18 protein-coding genes are annotated in these 17,658 nt (G+C 62.4%); 6 read left to right on the top strand and 12 right to left on the bottom strand.

Translation table 11 applies throughout. The features are described from left to right. The first annotated feature begins 27 nt into the window (after nucleotides 1–27). Nucleotides 28–498: a GNAT family N-acetyltransferase gene (locus tag LT40_RS17380; RefSeq protein WP_043192351.1), complete on the top strand. Its 471-nt coding sequence runs from the start codon at nucleotides 28–30 to the stop codon at nucleotides 496–498. On the opposite strand, the gene LT40_RS17375 is transcribed toward LT40_RS17380, so the two are convergent. The 10 genes from LT40_RS17375 to tkt form a co-directional block, all read right to left on the bottom strand. After that, the gene (locus LT40_RS17375) at nucleotides 489–785 is read right to left on the bottom strand and encodes a winged helix-turn-helix domain-containing protein (protein WP_043192350.1); all 297 of its coding nucleotides are present in this window, start codon (nucleotides 783–785) and stop codon (nucleotides 489–491) included. The two genes, LT40_RS17380 and LT40_RS17375, sit on opposite strands and share 10 nt — an antisense overlap. Before the next feature lie 11 nt (nucleotides 786–796). Then, nucleotides 797–1,297 (bottom strand): M48 metallopeptidase family protein, encoded by a 501-nt coding sequence (locus LT40_RS17370; protein ID WP_043192349.1) that lies wholly within the window; start codon nucleotides 1,295–1,297, stop codon nucleotides 797–799. Between the two features lie 56 nt (nucleotides 1,298–1,353). Further along, nucleotides 1,354–3,483 carry a putative bifunctional diguanylate cyclase/phosphodiesterase gene (locus LT40_RS17365; RefSeq protein ID WP_043192348.1) on the bottom strand — a complete coding sequence of 710 codons (2,130 nt, stop codon included), beginning with the start codon at nucleotides 3,481–3,483 and terminating at the stop codon, nucleotides 1,354–1,356. Between the two features lie 227 nt (nucleotides 3,484–3,710). Further along, entirely contained in the window at nucleotides 3,711–4,775 is a 1,065-nt protein-coding gene (gene fba, locus LT40_RS17360; protein ID WP_043192347.1) for a class II fructose-bisphosphate aldolase, read from the bottom strand. 106 nt (nucleotides 4,776–4,881) lie between these two features. Further along, nucleotides 4,882–5,208, bottom strand: coding sequence for an MliC family protein (locus LT40_RS17355; protein WP_043192346.1), 327 nt, complete (start codon nucleotides 5,206–5,208; stop codon nucleotides 4,882–4,884). A 47-nt stretch (nucleotides 5,209–5,255) separates the two neighbouring features. After that, nucleotides 5,256–5,468, bottom strand: coding sequence for a hypothetical protein (locus LT40_RS17350; RefSeq protein WP_043192345.1), 213 nt, complete (start codon nucleotides 5,466–5,468; stop codon nucleotides 5,256–5,258). Between the two features lie 79 nt (nucleotides 5,469–5,547). After that, nucleotides 5,548–5,769 carry a hypothetical protein gene (locus LT40_RS17345; RefSeq protein WP_043192344.1) on the bottom strand — a complete coding sequence of 74 codons (222 nt, stop codon included), beginning with the start codon at nucleotides 5,767–5,769 and terminating at the stop codon, nucleotides 5,548–5,550. Nucleotides 5,770–5,796: 27 nt separating this feature from the next. Further along, nucleotides 5,797–6,960, bottom strand: coding sequence for a phosphoglycerate kinase (locus tag LT40_RS17340; protein ID WP_043192343.1), 1,164 nt, complete (start codon nucleotides 6,958–6,960; stop codon nucleotides 5,797–5,799). 14 nt (nucleotides 6,961–6,974) lie between these two features. Next, entirely contained in the window at nucleotides 6,975–8,030 is a 1,056-nt protein-coding gene (gene epd, locus LT40_RS17335; RefSeq protein WP_043192342.1) for an erythrose-4-phosphate dehydrogenase, read from the bottom strand. A 238-nt stretch (nucleotides 8,031–8,268) separates the two neighbouring features. Continuing rightward, nucleotides 8,269–10,266 carry a transketolase gene (tkt, locus tag LT40_RS17330; protein ID WP_043192341.1) on the bottom strand — a complete coding sequence of 666 codons (1,998 nt, stop codon included), beginning with the start codon at nucleotides 10,264–10,266 and terminating at the stop codon, nucleotides 8,269–8,271. 192 nt (nucleotides 10,267–10,458) lie between these two features. On the opposite strand from tkt, the gene LT40_RS17325 reads away from it, so the two are divergent. From LT40_RS17325 to LT40_RS17315, 3 genes are all read left to right on the top strand, one after another. Further along, on the top strand, nucleotides 10,459–11,460 hold the full coding sequence (locus LT40_RS17325) for an ArsR/SmtB family transcription factor (protein WP_043192340.1): 1,002 nt from the start codon (nucleotides 10,459–10,461) through the stop codon (nucleotides 11,458–11,460). A gap of 12 nt (nucleotides 11,461–11,472) precedes the next feature. Then, complete coding sequence (metK, locus tag LT40_RS17320) at nucleotides 11,473–12,666, top strand: methionine adenosyltransferase (protein ID WP_043192339.1); 1,194 nt, start codon at nucleotides 11,473–11,475, stop codon at nucleotides 12,664–12,666. Nucleotides 12,667–12,918: 252 nt separating this feature from the next. After that, nucleotides 12,919–13,326, top strand: a complete 408-nt coding sequence (locus LT40_RS17315) for a DUF1090 domain-containing protein (RefSeq protein WP_043192338.1) — start codon at nucleotides 12,919–12,921, stop codon at nucleotides 13,324–13,326. Nucleotides 13,327–13,382: 56 nt separating this feature from the next. Here LT40_RS17315 and LT40_RS17310 read toward each other — a convergent pair whose 3' ends face one another. After that, nucleotides 13,383–13,769, bottom strand: coding sequence for an MAPEG family protein (locus LT40_RS17310; protein ID WP_043192337.1), 387 nt, complete (start codon nucleotides 13,767–13,769; stop codon nucleotides 13,383–13,385). 269 nt (nucleotides 13,770–14,038) lie between these two features. Here LT40_RS17310 and LT40_RS17305 point away from each other — a divergent pair, with 269 nt between their 5' ends. Next, entirely contained in the window at nucleotides 14,039–15,205 is a 1,167-nt protein-coding gene (locus LT40_RS17305; RefSeq protein ID WP_043192336.1) for an MFS transporter, read from the top strand. A gap of 103 nt (nucleotides 15,206–15,308) precedes the next feature. Further along, nucleotides 15,309–16,568, top strand: a complete 1,260-nt coding sequence (locus tag LT40_RS17300; protein ID WP_043192335.1) for a cation:proton antiporter — start codon at nucleotides 15,309–15,311, stop codon at nucleotides 16,566–16,568. A 165-nt stretch (nucleotides 16,569–16,733) separates the two neighbouring features. Here LT40_RS17300 and LT40_RS17295 read toward each other — a convergent pair whose 3' ends face one another. Further along, nucleotides 16,734–17,657: a CAAX amino protease gene (locus tag LT40_RS17295; protein WP_043192334.1), complete on the bottom strand. Its 924-nt coding sequence runs from the start codon at nucleotides 17,655–17,657 to the stop codon at nucleotides 16,734–16,736. Nucleotide 17,658: the final 1 nt, after the last annotated feature.

The following is a 17,658-nucleotide window of genomic DNA, read 5'->3' as shown; positions in this document are numbered from 1 at the left end:
CGAATCGAAACGTTGAACGAGGTAACTATGGCCGTCGAATGGATGTGCATGCACCACAGCGAGCTGGACGTGCGCCAGCTGTACGAAATCCTGCGCCTGCGCAGCGAAGTCTTCGTGGTCGAGCAGCAATGCCCCTACCAGGACGTCGACGGGCAGGACCTGTACGCCGACACCTGCCATCTGCTGGCGTGGAGTGACGGGCAGCTGGTGGCCTACCTGCGTCTGCTCGACCCGTCGACCCAGGACGGCGACGTGGTGATCGGCCGGGTGATCACCGCCGCATCGGCTCGCGGCACGGGATTGGGCCACACGTTGCTGTCCAACGCACTGGAGCAGGCCGCCCAACGCTGGCCGCAGGTGCCGATCCAGCTATCGGCCCAGGCCCATCTGCAGGGCTATTACGGCCGCTACGGTTTCATCGCCCAGGGCGAGGAATACCTCGAGGACAACATCCCGCACATCGCCATGCGCCGCGAGAACGAAGCTGCTCAGGGGTAGCCCAGGACCTGCCGGATCTGCCCCAGGTTCTGGCCGATCCATTCCCGGTCGATTGCACCCCACTGCCTGATCACATAGCGGCCGATGTGATTGCGCTCACCGTCCTGCTGCTCGAACTCGCAGGTGATGTCCAGATCGGCCAGCGCTGCAATGGTGTCCTGGGCGGTGCGCCGAGGCATGCCCGTGGCCTCGATCAGGGCCGGCACGGTGGCCGCCTGGCCGCTGTCGATCAGCCAGGCTACGTAGAGCCGACGGTAGAAACTGCTGCGGGTCTTGCTGACTTGCATGGGAATGTCCTTCACGTCGGCGGGGGTAGATCACGGTAGGTCAGGTAGACGCGCAGGTCGAATTCCAACTGGTGGTAACCGGGCAGCATGTGCTCGCACAGCTGGTAGAACGCCTTGTTGTGGTCGCTCTCACGGAAGTGCGCCAGCTCATGCACCACGATCATCTGGAGAAACTGCGGCGCTGCGTCCTTGAACAATGAAGCGATGCGGATTTCCTTCTTGGCCTTGAGCTTGCCGCCCTGTACCCGCGACACCGCCGTGTGCAGGCCCAGCGCGCGATGCGTCAGGTCCAGGCGGTTGTCGAACAGGACCTTGTCGATGGCCGGCGCATTGCGCAGGTGCTCCTGCTTCAACGCCATGGCATAGCTGTACAGCGCCTTGTCGCTCTGCACGGCGTGGCGCCCGGGGTAACGCTGGCTGAGATAGTCCGCCAGTTGGCCGCGCTCGATCAGTTGCCGTACCTGCTCCTGCAGTGCGGGTGGGTAGGCTTGCAGGTACTTCAGCGCGGTCATGATGCCTGTTTCAACGGGAAAGAAGCGTGCAGTGTAACGCCTGCCCGGCGTTGGCGTCACACCACCGCAGGCTGCACCCCCGTGCTGACCAGTGGGAAGTCGCTGGCAGCCTGTGCAGTCAACGGCCGGGCAATCACAAAGCCCTGGATCCATTCGCAACCGGCGGCGCGTAACCACTGGCATTGCTCGGCGGTTTCCACGCCCTCGGCGATCACCGTGATGTCGAAGGCGTTGCAGGCCTGGATCACGCTGCGGGCGAAGACACCGTCGGGGTGTGAGTCGGGCAGCCTGGCGATCAGGTGGCGGTCCAGCTTGAGCGTATCGATGGGCAAGTCGCGCAGCAGCTTCAGCGAGCACGGGCCCGTGCCGAAATCGTCCAGGGCAATGCGTACGCCCAGGTTGCGCAGCTGATGCAGTTGCGTAGTGGCCTGGGGCAGGTTGTGCATCAGCGAACATTCCACCACTTCCACTTCGAGCTGTTGCGGGCGCAGCCCATGCAAGGCGATCGCGCGCTGCAGTTCGGCAATCAGGTTGGGCATGGCGAACTGGGCATTGCTCAAGCTGATGCTGAGCACAAGCTCGGCAGGAAACCGGCTGGACCAGGCCTGCCGCTGAGCCGCACCCTGGGTGTAGATCCAGCTCGACAGGCGATTGATCAGCCGCGCCTGTTCGAGCAGGGGAATGAACAGCCCCGGCTGCACGTCGCCCACGCTGGGATGGCACCAGCGCAACAGCGCCTCGAAACCTCGCAGACGGCCGTCGAGCAGCGACACCTGCGGCTGGTAGACCAAACTGAAATCACGGTTCTCGATGGCTTCGCCGACACTGGTTTCGAGCAGTAGACGCGACCGCGCCCGGCCATTCAGATCCTGGTCGTAGTAGCGGTATTGCTGGCGGCCGGCCTGCTTCGCAGCGTACATGGCGATATCGGCCGCACGCAGCAGGCTGTCCAGGTTGGCCCCGCATTCGGGGTAGGTGGCGATACCAATGCTGACGCCCAGGCTGATGTCCACGCCCTCCACGGTCTGCTCCATGGCGATGCGTTCCATGAGCTTTTCCGCCACCTTGGCCGCCTGCTCCGGGTAGTCGAGGTTGTCCAGCAACGCTGTGAACTCGTCGCCACCCAGACGCGCCACCACGTCGAAGGGGCGCAGGACCGCCTTGAGCTGTTCGGCCACCCAGCGCAGGGCTCGATCGCCAGCGTCATGGCCATGGCTGTCGTTGATTCGCTTGAAACCGTCGAGGTCCAGATACAGCAGGGCCTGGGCCTTTTCCGCACGCTCGTTGCGCACCAGCGCACTCTCTACGGCCTGATAGAAACCACGGCGGTTGAGCAGCCCGGTCAGCGGATCGGTGACCGCCTGGTATTCGAGCTGCTGGTGCAGGCTGCGCACCACCGACATGTCCAGGATCGTCACCACCATCGCGCGCTGCTCGCCCGGCAACGGCGCGCACGACAAGGCCACCGGCAATTGCTGGCCGTTCGCCGTGCGCAGGAGCGCATCATGAACGCGGTAGGTCGTGCGCGTGCTGTAGGCGCGGTAGAAGTCGGATTCGAACCACTCGGGGACATGCGGTTTGTGCAGGTAGTCGGTCAAGGCTCCGCGCTGCAATTGCTCGACATTGGCGCCGAGCAGGCGCGAGATAGCCGGGTTGGCGAAGGTGATCAGACCCTGTTCGCTGACCACCAGAATGCCTTCTCCGGCGTTTTCGAGTACCGAGGCATTGAAGGCGCGAGCCGTTTCCAGCTCCCGACTCAAGCGTTGCAGGTCGCGTCGGTTGCGCTGCTGCTCGAGCAGTGCCTGAACCTTGGGCCGCAGAATTTGAGGATCGAACGGCTTGAACAGATAATCCACGGCGCCCGTGGCGTAGCCCTTGAGCACGGCGGCCTGTGACTGCTCGTTGGCGGTCAGGAAGATGATCGGGGTCAGGCGCGTGCGCTGGCTACCGCGCATCAGGCGAGCCACTTCGAAACCGTCCATGCCCGGCATCTGCACGTCCAGTAAAACCAGATCGACTTCGTGCTCGAGCAGTTTGCCCAGCGCTTCGACACCCGAGGCCGCAGTGACCACCTGCCAATCCTGGCGTTCGAGCAGTGCTCTCATGCTTAACAGGTTTTCCGGGTAATCATCGACCACCAACAACGTAGATCCGCCGTCCGTGGACGGATAAGAGACGCATTCCATGCTACTACTCGTTCAGACGTGGCTGAGTCCGGAGGGACCCGGAGATGACATGCATCACTTTAGACGGCCATCACCCAAAGCTGTAGGACAATTTCCCCCAGTTTGCCCTATGCCTGGCCTCTGGCCGATAGACGGCGCACTTGTATTGAGGATAGCCCCGACATCGAAACGCTCCGACTGGAACGAAAAAACCCGCCAGCGGGCGGGTTCCTTCGTAACGCTGAAGCTTAGTTGACCTTGGCGTTCAACTCGCCGCTGGCGTAGCGTTGGAACATGCCTTCCAGGGAGATCGGCTTGATCTTCGAGGCGTTGCCGGCAGTACCGAAGGCTTCGTAACGGGCAATGCACACGTCACGCATGGCTTTCACGGTTTCGGCGAAATACTTGCGTGGGTCGAACTCGGCCGGGTTCTGCGCCATGAAACGGCGGATCGCGCCGGTGGACGCCAGGCGCAGGTCGGTGTCGATGTTGACCTTGCGCACGCCGTACTTGATGCCTTCGACGATTTCCTCGACCGGCACGCCGTAGGTTTCCTTGATGGCGCCACCGTACTCGTTGATGATCGCCAGCCATTCCTGCGGCACCGACGAGGAGCCGTGCATGACCAGGTGAGTGTTGGGGATGCGCGCATGGATCGCCTTGATGCGATCGATGGCCAGGATGTCGCCGGTGGGCGGCTTGGTGAACTTGTAGGCGCCGTGGCTGGTGCCGATGGCGATGGCCAAGGCGTCGACTTGGGTCTTGGCCACGAAGTCGGCGGCTTCTTCCGGATCGGTCAGCATCTGGCTGTGATCCAGGATGCCCTCGGCACCGACGCCGTCTTCTTCACCGGCCTGGCCGGTCTCCAGCGAACCCAGGCAACCCAGCTCGCCTTCTACCGACACGCCGCAGGCATGGGCGAAGGAAACGGTCTGCGAGGTCACGCGCACGTTGTAGTCGTAGTCGGTGGGGGTCTTGCCGTCGACGCCGAGCGAGCCGTCCATCATCACCGAACTGAAGCCCAGCTGGATCGAACGCTGGCAGATGTCCGGGCTGGTGCCGTGGTCCTGGTGCATGCACACCGGGATGTGCGGGAATTCCTCGATCGCTGCCAGAATCAGGTGGCGCAGGAACGGCGCACCGGCGTATTTGCGGGCACCGGCGGACGCCTGGACGATGACCGGGGAGTCGGTCTTGTCGGCCGCTTCCATGATGGCGCGCATTTGCTCGAGGTTGTTGACGTTGAAAGCTGGTACGCCGTAGCCGAATTCGGCGGCGTGATCCAGCATCTGACGCATGCTGATAAGTGCCATTGTCTTGTGTCTCCCGGTTCAGGGTCGTTGATCGTTGCAGCTCGCCGCACCGGCGGCCGCTCTTGAAGTAATGCCTATCATCGGTCTGGCGCAGTGGGCCCAGCCGTCACGGAGCCTTGCAACCCCGGCCAATCAAATCGTCGGTGGCAACCCAGTACACCAGGCCTTCATCACCTTTTTTGTGGAACGCCAGCACGCCATCGCTGAACAGCTCGCCTTCGGCACCGGCCTGAGGGGTCAGCGCATACACCTTGTCACTGCCCGCCAGGCGCACTTGCATCGTGCTCTTGTCGGCAGCGCTATAGCGCCATTGCACATCGACCTGGCTGTCGCACTGCCAGCGCGTCCAGTTGGGAGACACCGGCATCTGTTTGTCCATGTAGGCACAACCAGACAGCAGCGCCAGTACCATTATCGCCATACCGCCTTTCATTCATATACCTCTGAGCGCAGAGCACTGCTGCCCCATGACGCACTGACTCACGACCCGCAATCCTGCGCCGTGTTCTGGGTACCGGCCGGCGCGCCCGTGGCGTTGGTCTGCACGCGCTGATCATCCTGGGTGGTCGGCGTGACCAACGCCACCGGGCTGAACACTTCACAGGCGCTGTTCGCGCCCGAACTCATGCAACCGCTGGACAAGGCTGCTGCCAGCAGAGTGGCCAAACCGAGTGTTGCGGAACCGATCTTCATGGTGAACTCCAGGTGCCAGGGGCAACGATAATGTGTGAACTCACCTTAGAAGACCTCTGGCGAGCGCCAATGGTTGCCCTCAAGGGCAACCAGGTGCCTGCGCCTGCTGTTCCGGCTCGTAGCGCTCCAGCGCCTCGGGCCCCATGCGTTTACCAACCACCGGAATGCTCTCGGCCTGCCACTGCGACTGTGAACAGCCGCCTGGGATTGCCGCCGGTCCGTCGTCGACCGAGGTTGCCGGCGTACCGGAACAACCGGCCAACAGGCCGACCAGCAGCGCCAGGGTGGGTGCCTTGGGCATCCGTTTCTCCTCGAAGCTCACCGGGCCTCAGCCCTTGGCCCGCTGTTCCAGCATTTCTACGGCTGGCAGCACTTTGCCCTCGACGAATTCGAGGAACGCACCGCCACCGGTGGAGATGTACGAGATGTCATCGGCCACGCCGTATTTGTCGATGGCCGCCAGGGTGTCGCCGCCCCCGGCGATGGAGAAGGCCGGGCTCTGGGCGATTGCCTTGGCCAGGACCTGGGTGCCGTTGCCGAACTGATCAAACTCGAACACCCCCACCGGACCGTTCCACAGGATGGTCTTGGACGACTTCAGCAGCTCGGCGAACTGCTGGGCAGTCTGTGGGCCGATGTCGAGGATCATGTCGTCATCGGCCACATCGGCGATGAGCTTGACCGTGGCTTCCGCGCTTTCGGCGAACTCCTTGGCCACCACTACGTCGACCGGCAACGGCACGCTGACCTTGGCGGCAATGGCGCGCGCGGTGTCCAGCAGGTCGGGTTCATACAGCGACTTGCCGACCTTGTGCCCGGCCGCGGCCAGGAAGGTGTTGGCGATGCCACCGCCGACGATCAACTGATCGCAGATGGCGCTGAGGCTGTTGAGCACGTCCAGCTTGGTCGACACCTTGGAACCGGCGACGATGGCCGCCATCGGCTTGGCCGGGGCGCCCAGTGCCTTGCCCAGCGCCTCCAACTCGGCGGCCAGCAGCGGACCGGCAGCAGCCACCTTGGCGAACTTGGCCACACCGTGAGTGGAGCCTTCGGCGCGATGCGCGGTGCCGAACGCGTCCATCACGAACACGTCGCACAGGTCGGCGTACTTCTGCGCCAGTTCATCGGCGTTCTTCTTTTCACCCTTGTTGAAGCGCACGTTCTCGAACAGCACGACAGAGCCGGACTCGACTTGAACGCCGTCCAGATAGTCGGCCACCAGCGGCACGTCGCGGCCCAGGGCCTTGCTCAGGTACTCGGCCACCGGCTTGAGGCTGTTCTCGGCGGAGAACTCGCCTTCGCTCGGACGGCCCAGGTGCGAGCAGACCATTACCGCTGCGCCCTTCTCCAGGGCCAGCTTGATGGTGGGCAACGAGGCGAGGATGCGCGCGTCGCTGGTTACCTTGCCATCCTTCACGGGCACGTTGAGGTCTTCGCGAATCAATACGCGCTTACCTTGCAGGTCGAGGTCGGTCATCTTCAACACGGTCATTGCGTTCAGTCCTTTCAAGCTCGTTTGGAATTGTTCATGACGCGCAGGTAGTGCCCCGCAACGTCGAGCATACGATTGGCGAAGCCCCATTCGTTGTCGAACCAGGCCAGCAGGTTCACCAGGCGCGGCCCGGATACACGGGTCTGGCTGGCATCGACGATGGCCGAATGGGGGTCGTGGTTGAAATCACAACTGGCGTGCGGCAGTTCAGTGTAAGCCAGCAGACCTTGCAGCGGGCCGCTGCCTGCGGCTTCATGCAGGATCTGGTTGACCTCGACGGCACAGGTGTCGCGCGCCATCTGCAGGGTAATGTCCAGGCATGACACGTTGACGGTTGGCACGCGCACAGCTTTGGCCTGGATTCGCCCGGCAAGTTCCGGCAGCAGGCGTTCGATGCCGCGGGCCAGACCCGTGGAAACCGGAATGACCGACTGAAAGGCCGAGCGCGTGCGGCGCAGGTCTTCGTGGTGGTAGGCATCGATCACCGGCTGGTCGTTCATGGCCGAGTGAATGGTGGTGATGGACACGTATTCCAGGCCAATCGCCTGGTCCAGCAGGCGCAACAAGGGCACGCCGCAATTGGTGGTGCAGGACGCGTTGGAAACCAGCTTTTCGCGTCCAGTGAGGCAATCCTGATTGATGCCGAACACGATGGTGGCATCGACATCGGCTTCGCTGGCCATGGGCTGGGAAAACAGCACGGCCGGTGCACCGGCCGCCAGAAAGCGCTCGCCGTCGGCACGGGTGTTGTAGGCCCCGGAGCATTCGAGCACCAGATCGATGTCCAACGCGGCCCAGTCGATCGCTTCGGGCGTGGCACTGCGGGTGACCCGTATAGGTCGCCCGTTGATGAGCAAATGGTCGGCTTCGACCGTGACTTCACCGGGAAAGCGGCCGTGAGTCGAGTCGAAGCGTGTCAGGTATTCGAGGCTGGCCATGTCGGCCAGGTCGTTGATCGCCACTACCTCGAAGTCCGCCTGCTCACCGCGCTCGCACAACGCGCGCAGCACGCAGCGGCCAATGCGGCCGTAACCGTTGAGGGCGACTCTGTAGGGGCGTTTCTGAGACATGGAGAGTTACGCCTGGAATTGTTATGGAAGCTGTATAGATCTTGCGTAGGAGCGGTCCGTGGCCGCGAAAGCCTTACCACGATATGCCTGACACACCGCAGTGCACCCTTCGCGGCCAACGACCGCTCCTACAGCGTTCTCGTAGGAGCGGTCCGTGGCCGCGAAAGCCTTACCACGATATGCCTGACACACCGCAGTGCGCCCTTCGCGGCCAACGACCGCTCCTACGAGATGTGGATCAGTCTTCGAGCAATTCTTCGGCGGTGGCCAGGATGTTCTCCAGGGTGAAGCCGAACTCTTCGAACAGCGCCGGAGCCGGTGCCGACTCGCCGAAGCTGGTCATGCCGATCACTCGGCCTTCCAGGCCCACGTACTTGTACCAGTAGTCGGCGTGCGCGGCCTCGATGGCGATGCGCGCGCTGACCTGCAGCGGCAATACCGACTGCTTGTAACCTGCGTCCTGCGCATCGAACACGCTGGTGCACGGCATCGACACGACGCGCACGTTGCGGCCCTGTTCGGTCAGCTTGTCGAAGGCCTTCACGGCCAGGCCCACTTCGGAGCCGGTAGCGATCAGGATAAGATCAGGCTCGCCGGCGCAGTCCTTGAGCACGTAGCCGCCACGGGTGATGTCGGCCAACTGGACTTGGTCGCGGGTCTGGTGATCGAGGTTCTGGCGCGAGAAGATCAGCGCCGACGGGCCATCGTTGCGTTCCAGGGCGAATTTCCACGCTACCGCCGACTCGACCGCATCGGCAGGACGCCAGGTGTCGAGGTTCGGGGTGCAGCGCAGGCTTGCCAGCTGTTCGATCGGCTGGTGAGTCGGGCCATCTTCGCCCAGACCGATGGAGTCGTGGGTGAACACGTAGATCACGCGCTTCTTCATCAGCGCCGACATGCGCACCGCGTTGCGGGCGTATTCCATGAAGATCAGGAAGGTCGCGCCGTACGGCACGAAGCCGCCATGCAGGGCGATGCCGTTCATGATCGCGCTCATGCCGAATTCGCGCACACCATAATAGATGTAGTTACCGGCGGCGTCATCCGCTTCGACGCCTTTGCAGCCTTTCCACAGGGTCAGGTTGGAACCGGCCAGGTCGGCAGAGCCGCCGAGGATCTCCGGCAGCAACGGACCGAAGGCATTCAGCGCGTTCTGGCTGGCCTTGCGGCTGGCGATGGTCTCGCCCTTGGCGGCCACTTCGGCGATGTAGGCGCTGGCCTTCTCGGAGAAGTCGGCCGGCAGTTCACCGCTCATGCGCCGCACGAATTCGTTGGCCAGCTCGGGATAGGCGGCGGAATAGGCAACAAAGCGCTGGTTCCACTCAGCTTCCAGGGCCACGCCGGCTTCCTTGGCGTCCCATTCCTTGTAGATGTCGGCCGGGATTTCGAACGGGCCGTGGTTCCACTTCAATGCTGCGCGGGTCAGGGCGATTTCCTCGGCACCCAGTGGCGCGCCGTGGCAGTCTTCCTTGCCCTGCTTGTTCGGCGAGCCGAAGCCGATGGTGGTCTTGCAGCAGATCAGCGTCGGCTGCTCGCTCTTGCGGGCAGTCTCGATGGCGGTCTTGATTTCGTCTGCATCGTGGCCGTCGACGTTGCGAATCACCTGCCAGCCGTAGGCTTCGAAGCGTTTCGGCGTGTCGTCGGTGAACCAGCCCTCGACTTCACCGTCGATGGAAATGCCGTTGTCATCGTAGAAGGCGATCAGCTTGCCCAGGCCCAGGGTACCGGCCAGCGCGCTCACTTCGTGGGAGATACCTTCCATCATGCAGCCATCGCCGAGGAACACGTAGGTGTTGTGGTCGACGATCTTGTGGCTGTCGCGGTTGAACTGCGCCGCCAGCACTTTTTCCGCGAGGGCGAAGCCCACCGCATTGGCCAGGCCCTGGCCCAGCGGACCGGTGGTGGTCTCCACGCCTGGGGTGTAGCCGTATTCCGGGTGGCCCGGGGTGCGGCTGTGCAGCTGGCGGAAGTTTTTCAGGTCTTCGATGCCCAGGTCGTAGCCGGTGAGGTGCAGCAGCGAATAGACCAGCATCGAGCCATGGCCGTTGGACATGACGAAACGGTCGCGGTTGGCGAACGCCGGGTTGGCCGGGTTGTGCTTGAGGAAGTCACGCCACAGCACTTCGGCGATATCCGCCATACCCATGGGGGCACCTGGGTGACCGCTGTTGGCTTTTTGCACGGCATCCATGCTCAGTGCACGAATGGCATTGGCGCGCTCACGACGGCTGGGCATCGCTTATCTCCTGGGGTCTGTGTAGGCAGGGATACAACAAAGGAGGTCATTTTCCCCCACCGGCAGGGGGTTGGGCAATCGGACATTTGCCCCGAGCGGCAATTGCAGGGCGGAGTGCGCCCCAAAGCAATATCAAAACTTTTTGATATTGGTGTTGCGAGGGCAGGCTGCGCTCACTAGACTGCCGAACCTATGAACCTGCGCGCCCCTGCTTTCGACCATCAGGCAAGTGACGATCTGGCCGCCCTGTGCAAGGCCGGTGGCGACCCCCTGCGCCTGAACGTGCTGCGCGCGCTGGCCAGCGATTCGTTCGGCGTGCTGGAACTGGCGCAGATCTTCGCGGTGGGCCAGTCGGGCATGAGCCATCACCTCAAGGTGCTGGCCCAGGCCGATCTGGTGGCCACGCGGCGTGAAGGCAACGCGATTTTCTATCGTCGCGCCCTGCCCAACGGTCGTGTGCTGGGCGGACGCCTGCACAGCGCCCTGCTCGAGGAAGTCGACGGGCTGAGCCTGCCGGCCGAGGCCCAGGCGCGCATGGCGGTGGTACAGCGCCAGCGCGCCGCGGCCAGCGAAGATTTCTTCTCGCGCATGGAAGAGAAGTTCCGTGCCCAGCAGGACCTCATTGCCGGCCTGCCGCAGTACCGCGAAAGCCTGCTGGCTCTGCTCGACAAACTCAGCTTCGGGCAGCAGGCCAGCGCTCTGGAAGTGGGCCCCGGCGACGGTGGCTTCCTGCCTGAGCTGGCCCGACGCTTTGCCCAGGTCACCGCGCAGGACAACAGCCCGGCGATGCTCGAACTGGCCCGCCAGGTCTGCCAGCGCGAGCAATTGAGCAACGTGCGCCTGGAACTGGCCGATGCCTTGGCCCCTACCAGCCTGCGTGCCGATTGCGTGGTGCTGAACATGGTCCTGCACCACTTCAGCGATCCGGCGCAGGCGCTTGGCCATTTGGCGCAGCGGGTGCAGCCGGGCGGCAGTCTTTTGGTAACAGAGTTGTGCAGCCACAATCAGAGTTGGGCCAAGGAGGCCTGCGGTGATCTCTGGTTGGGGTTCGAACAGGAAGATCTGGCCCGTTGGGCCACCGCTGCGGGGCTTGTTCCCGGAGAGAGCCTCTACGTGGGCTTACGTAATGGTTTCCAGATTCAGGTCCGACATTTCTCGCGGCCGGCTGGCGACACTCACCATCGGTCAATTTAGGAAACCGTCGAGATGAGCGAATACTCCCTTTTCACCTCCGAGTCCGTCTCCGAAGGACACCCGGACAAGATCGCCGACCAGATTTCCGACGCGGTGCTGGACGCCATCATCACCCAGGACAAGTTCGCCCGCGTGGCGTGTGAAACCCTGGTCAAGACCGGCGTGGCGATCATCGCCGGCGAAGTCAGCACGTCGGCCTGGGTCGACCTGGAAGACATCGTGCGCAAGGTCATCGTCGACATCGGCTACAACAGCTCCGATGTCGGCTTCGACGGCGCCACCTGCGCGGTCATGAACATCATCGGCAAGCAGTCGGTGGACATCGCCCAGGGCGTGGACCGCAGCAAGCCGGAAGACCAGGGTGCAGGCGACCAGGGCCTGATGTTCGGCTATGCCAGCAACGAAACCGACGTGCTGATGCCCGCTCCGATCTGCTTCTCGCACCGTCTGGTCGAGCGCCAGGCCGAAGCGCGCAAGTCCGGCCTGCTGCCGTGGCTGCGCCCCGACGCCAAGTCCCAGGTCACCTGCCAGTACGAAGGCGGCAAGGTCGTGGGGATCGACGCGGTGGTGCTGTCGACCCAGCACAATCCGGACGTGTCCTACAACGACCTGCGCGAAGGCGTGATGGAGCTGATCGTCAAGCACGTGCTGCCGGCCGAGCTGCTGCACAAGGACACCCAGTTCCACATCAACCCGACCGGCAACTTCATCATCGGCGGACCGGTGGGCGACTGTGGCCTGACCGGGCGCAAGATCATCGTCGACAGCTACGGCGGCATGGCTCGCCACGGCGGCGGTGCCTTCTCCGGCAAGGACCCGTCCAAGGTCGACCGCTCGGCCGCCTACGCCGGCCGCTACGTGGCCAAGAACATCGTTGCCGCCGGCCTGGCCGAGCGCTGCGAGATCCAGGTGTCCTACGCCATCGGCGTGGCCCAGCCGACGTCGATCTCGATCAACACCTTCGGCACCGGCAAGATCAGCGACGAGCAGATCGTCAAGCTGGTGCGCGCGCACTTCGACCTGCGCCCGTATGCCATCACCACCATGCTCGACCTGCTGCACCCGATGTACCAGGCCACCGCAGCCTATGGCCACTTCGGCCGTGCACCGGTTGAAATGACCGTGGGTGACGACACTTTCACTGCCTTCACCTGGGAGCGCACCGACCGTGCCGCCGCCCTGCGCGACGCCGCTGGCCTGAAATAAGCGCCTCGCAGTACCGCGTAAAAAGCCCCGGCCGGGTGACTGGCCGGGGCTTTTTTTCGTGTCGGCGCCAAGGCTGCGGGCCCGATTTGGACGCGACCGCTTTGACCTGGCTGGCAAAAGGTCCTTCAATAGGTGGATCACGTCGTCGGCTATTCGAGCTCATCGACCTATCCAGCCGTAAATAAGACGCGTCCTACAGACAGCTACGTCAATTCATCGTCAACTATTCAGAATCATTTTCTCGGAGTCACCATGAACAAGTTTTCTTCCCTGTGTGCCTTACTGGTCGCCGGTGTGCTGGCCGGCCCAGCCACGGCCGCCCCTGCCGCTCCCGCCACAGCCGCTGTGGCCACCGGCTGCGCTGCCAAGCAGCAGCAAGTGCAGGCACAGATCGACATCGCCAAGGCGCACGGCAATCAGAACCAGGTCGACGGGCTGAGCACCGCGCTACGGGAGATCCAGAACAACTGCACCGAAAACGGACTGCGCAAGGAACGTGAAGGCAAGGTGCTGGATGCCAAACGCGAAGTCAGCAAGCGCCAGAGCGATCTGGACAAGGCCATGAAGAAAGGCGATTCGGAGAAGATCAACAAGCGCAAGGACAAGCTCGCCGAAGCGCGCAAGGAACTGCAAGAAGCCATGGATGAACTGGACAAATAACGATTGTGCGGCGACGCGTCCATCAGTGACGCGTCGCCCTCCAAGCGCAGTTCCGATTACATCGAGACGAAGAAGTAACTGACGATGATCGCAAACCCGGCGAACCACACCAGCGAACGCAACGTTGCCCAGTCAGCCAGATAGCAGATGATGTACAGCAGGCGCGAAGTGATGAACACCACCGCCAATACGTCCAGGGTCACTTGCTGCGCATTGCCGACGATATCGGAAATCACCACGGCCGCGATAAAGCCTGGAAGAATCTCGAAACTGTTCAGCTGGGCGGCGTGGGCGCGCTTGGGCAAGCCTTCCAGGGCATCGAGGTACGTGCGGGGATCATGGTTTTGCTTCAGGCTGAACTTGCCGCCCGTGAACTTGGCGATATACGCGCAGCCATAGGGCAATATCAAAGCGATCAGGACACACCAGAAGGCGACGGTCATACACAGTTCCTTGTCAAAGTCGTGCACATCGATGTGCCCATGCACAGCCGATATAAAGTGAGAGGATACCTGCCGCGAAAGGTTCGTCGGCACGGAGTTCCATTGCAATTATCAATTTGGTCCGCTCCCGCGCACTCCCTATAATATTGCCCGCTGTATCGTTACAGCATTTTGCGCACCCATTCCAATAAATCGTGTTCTCTGCAGCTCATGCGGAGGCTGGCGCATGCCCTCATCGGGCAACTCACCTCCTACTCGAGAGAATCCGTATGCCACTTGCATTGTTTGCATTGGCCGTCGCCGCATTCGGCATCGGCACCACCGAATTCGTCATCATGGGCCTGCTGACCGATGTGGCGCAGGACCTGTCCGTCAGTATCCCGGACGCGGGCCTGTTGATCACCGGCTATGCCCTGGGCGTGGTGTTCGGCGCGCCGCTCCTGGCGGTACTCACCGCCAACCTGCCGCGCAAGGCCACCCTGCTGGGCATGACCTTGATGTTCATCCTGGGCAACGTGCTGTGCGCAATGGCCCCCAACTACGCCACGCTGATGGGTGCGCGAGTGATCACTGCCCTGTGCCACGGCGCTTTCTTCGGGATCGGCTCGGTCGTGGCCGCAGGCCTGGTGGCGCCGAACAAGCGCGCCCAGGCGATTGCCCTGATGTTCATGGGCCTGACCCTGGCCAACGTGCTGGGCGTACCCCTGGGCACTGCCCTGGGCCAGTTTGCGGGTTGGCGCTCGACGTTCTGCGCCGTTGCGGTGATTGGCATCATTGCCCTGCTGGCACAGCTCATCTGGCTGCCCAAGGCCATTCCCATGGAACGGGGCAACCTGGCCCGCGAGTTCCGTGTCCTGCGCAAGCCCAACGTGTTGCTGCCCTTGGCCATGAGTGCGATGGCCTCGTGCAGCCTGTTCAGTGTGTTCACCTACATTGCGCCGATCCTGCAGGTCGTGACCGGCGTCAGCGCCCATGGCATCACCGCAATGCTACTGCTGTTCGGCGTCGGCTTGACCATCGGCAGCATGCTCGGCGGGCGCCTGGCCGACTCACGCCTGTTGCCCGCGCTGGTGGGCATGGCGATCGCGGTGGTGTTGATATTGGCGCTGTTCACCCAGACCAGCCGCTCGCTGATCCCGGCGGCGATCACCTTGCTGGCCTGGGGCGTGTTCGCCTTCGCGCTGTGCCCGATCCTGCAATTGCTGATCATCGACCAGGCGCACGAGGCACCGAACCTGGGTTCGACGCTGAACCAGAGTGCCTTCAACCTTGGCAATGCGGCAGGCGCCTGGGTCGGCGGGTTGGTGGTGGCCAGTGGTGCACCGCTGGTGGACTTGCCATGGACAGGCGCCGTCACGGGCTTGGGCACCCTTGCCCTGGCCGTGGTGTTCATCTATTGGCAGAGACGGCCAGCGGCAGTCAACGCCGCGGGATAAATGAAGTGTGCCGTTCAGGCACGCGGCAACATCCAACAATACTGCGGCGCCTGATAGGCGCCCTCTATCGATAGATTTCAATTACCTGACCCTGGGAGCCCGGATGCTCGAGATAGTCGCGACATTCATCTGCCTCACCACACTGCTCACCTACGTGAACTTCCGCTTCATCGGCCTGCCACCCACCATCGGCGTGATGGTCACCGCCCTGCTGTTCTCGTTGATCTTGCAAGGCTTGAGTTTCATCGGCTATCCGGGCCTCGAAGATCGCGTCGAAGCGCTGATGAACCAGATCGACTTCGGCGATCTGCTGATGAACTGGATGCTCTCGTTCCTGCTGTTCGCAGGCGCGCTGCATGTGAACCTGGCCGACCTGCGCAACTACCGTTGGCCGATCGGCTTGCTGGCCACCTTCGGCGTGCTGATTGCCACCTTCGTGATCGGTGCCCTGGCCTTCTGGATCTTCGGCATGTTCGGCTGGCACGTCAGCTTCCTGTACTGCCTGCTGTTCGGCGCCCTGATTTCACCGACCGACCCGATCGCGGTGCTGGGCGTGCTGCGCACGGCCAATGCTTCCAAGCCGCTCAAGACCACCATCGTTGGCGAATCGCTGTTCAACGACGGCACAGCGGTGGTGGTGTTCACCGTGCTGCTGGGCATCGCCCAGCTGGGCGAAACCCCGACGCTCGGCGCGACGACCATGCTGTTCCTGCATGAGGCCGTGGGTGGCGTGCTGTTCGGTGGGCTGATCGGCTACATCGTCTATCGCATGATCAAGAGCATCGAGCAGTACCAGGTCGAAGTCATGCTGACCCTGGCCCTGGTGATCGGTGGCTCGGCCATGGCCTCCGAGCTGGACGTCTCGGCGCCGATCGCGATGGTGGTGGCCGGGCTGATCATCGGCAACCTGGGACGCAACCTGGCGATGAACGACATGACCCGGCGCTACATGGACGGTTTCTGGGAGCTGCTCGACGACATCCTCAACGCGTTGCTGTTCGCCTTGATCGGGCTGGAACTGTTGCTGCTGCCCTTCTCCTGGCTGCACTTGCTTGCAGCCTCGCTGCTGGCCGTGGCGATCCTGCTCTCGCGGCTGCTCACCGTAGCCCCGGCGATTCTGCTGCTACGGCGCTTTCGCAGCGTCCCGCGCGGCACCATTCGCGTGCTCACCTGGGGCGGCCTGCGCGGCGGCGTCTCGGTCGCCCTGGCCCTGGCCCTGCCCATCGGCCCGGAGCGCGACCTGCTGCTGAGCATCACCTACATCGTCGTGCTGTCCTCGATCCTGCTGCAAGGCCTGAGCATCGGCAAGCTGGTCAAGGCCGTCACCCGCGAGCCCGACACGCAGGCGGTGCGCGAGCACTGAGGCAATGATAAAAGGAAAGCGGCAGCCCTGTTCACAAGTAGCAATTTGCTGATCCGGCTGCCTTACCCTGCCACCGCGTGCCGTGTCGACGGTGCATGCGCAATCAAAGGCTCGAAGGCTCGATGCCTTCGACGTTAAGCATGATGGTGCGAGCCCGAGCGGCCTTTAACCAGGTTGCAGGGTATAGACCGCTTTACGCTTTCCATGAACCGCGATTCTCATTACACGATCATGATCACTGGCAGCCTGCGCGACTCTGACAAGCTTGGGCATGCTGTTGATGGTTGTGGTTTTCGACCGGTATTTGAACCTCTCGATCTCGTCCAATGAACACGCGCGGTAAGCATTTCTGATAGCACCACACTTTTCCAGAAGGTCGATTTTCTCGGGCGATATCCAGGAAAGCAGCTGCTTTATCCTGGCGATTTTTTCATGAAGGTGAGTCACTGCCTGCTGCTCATTGGTAATTCCAGAGCGTTTCCATGCCGGCTCGTGATGGAAAATCCGATTTCGAAAGTGTCGGACAAGTGAGACACGCTCCCTGCATTGCTTGAGCATGCTCGCGGCGGCCGTGGTGGGCCACTCTCCTCTGAAGACCGCACCCAGATGCTTGGGCCAAATCAGGTGGTTCCCCATGTACTCGCTTTCGAGGATGAATTCCCACGTCGAGAAATCGGTCTGCGAAACGATCTCATGGTGATCCGGAGCGCCTTTGAACGTCTTGCCGATTCGCCTGGAACGCTCACGCTGTGCGGCGTTGTAAGCCGACGCAAAATTCCCGGCCAAGTGACTTACCGGATACGGTTCCTTTGAAGTCCCAGGCGTGTAACTCTTGAATTTCAGCGTACCCTTTCTCCACCAGAACTTTCCCAGGTCCGCCGTCAAGGCCACATCGATAGCATTTCTGAGCGTGATCTCCGTTGCACCGAGCAACGGATACAGTGCTGCACAGACATGCGAATTCCATAGATAGGCCCCCACCAACTCCGAGTCACTGCTGATGGAAAACACTCTGTTATAACTGGCGATTCGGTGAGTGCTGATCAAATCATCGATCAACACAGGTCGATATTGAACGGTGTGTGGCATG

Source organism: Pseudomonas rhizosphaerae (assembly GCF_000761155.1).
GTDB lineage: Bacteria > Pseudomonadota > Gammaproteobacteria > Pseudomonadales > Pseudomonadaceae > Aquipseudomonas > Aquipseudomonas rhizosphaerae.
This window is presented reverse-complemented; position numbering and strand designations above follow the sequence as displayed.